Source organism: Sphaerospermopsis reniformis, from assembly GCF_005402885.1.
GTDB lineage: Bacteria > Cyanobacteriota > Cyanobacteriia > Cyanobacteriales > Nostocaceae > Sphaerospermopsis > Sphaerospermopsis kisseleviana.
Genome location: NZ_BJCE01000519.1, coordinates 1 through 835 on the forward strand (window position 1 = coordinate 1; position 835 = coordinate 835).

The 835-nt window shown below is 40.6% G+C and carries 1 protein-coding gene and 1 pseudogene; both read right to left on the bottom strand.

Annotated elements, in window-relative coordinates:
* A pseudogene (locus FFR48_RS28155) lies at window positions 1–226 on the bottom strand (helix-turn-helix domain-containing protein); the annotation flags it as partial.
* 88 nt (window positions 227–314) lie between these two features.
* A complete protein-coding gene (locus FFR48_RS28160; RefSeq protein WP_236104238.1) occupies window positions 315–818 on the bottom strand; it encodes an IS607 family transposase in 504 nt (167 codons plus the stop codon).
* Window positions 819–835 lie beyond the last annotated feature (17 nt).

Here is an 835-nt window from a genome sequence, read left to right on the forward strand (position 1 = left end):
TTTTCTTAGCATTTTTAACAGCTTGGCAAGCATCTTTAATGGCAATAGATTTAATTTGATATGGCGCATCTTTACACCATTCAGGCAATCCTTGAATAATCCCAGTTTTTATCCCTTTCCAGTTGGCTTTTGTCTCTGGAGTTTGTAAATGCCGAATTGTTTCATTATAAACAAATCTGGAAACACCAAACCAATATTTAACCTTCCTTTTCTGTGCAGAACTCAATTTCAGATAAATCCTCTTTGATTTTTTTAGAGTATTTTCTCCAGTCCTGCATCCTACAGGAAAAAACGTGAAGGATTGATAGTAAATTTTATGGTGAGCGAAGCCGAACCACTTGGGTAAGCTCTGATTGTGGACAGTGTACAGTTTTGTCGAGAACCACGATTTGTCCACCGTTTTGCTCGACCATGTATTGTACAAGCTCAAATCCAAATCTTGCGAGTCTGTCCCGACAGGCAACAACAAGGATGAATTTATCTCCTTGCAGAAGTCTGTCCAGTAGGGAGCGCAGACCTTTTCTTTTGAAGTTGAGTCCTGACCCGATATCTTTGATGATTTCTGCGTCTGGGTAGAGGGATTGCATATAAGCGATTTGTCTATCGAGGTCATCTCGCTGCTTTGAGGAGCTAACCCGACAGTAGCAAATAGTGGGAGTTCTAATTGAATCGCCCCTGATGTATGATTCGACATCGTACAATCTTTGTCCTGCTGGGTTTTTAATGCTTTTGATTTTCCCCTCATCTGCATATCTCCTTAAAGTGTTTGGATGCAATCCCAGAAATTCGACCGCTTTTCTGAGTGGTATGTATGCCATGAGGAAAGTATAGCATT

What these genes read in the sequence shown, in the direction of transcription:
- FFR48_RS28160 (WP_236104238.1), bottom strand. Translation starts at nt 818, where the DNA reads ATGGCATACATACCACTCAGAAAAGCGGTCGAATTTCTGGGATTGCAT.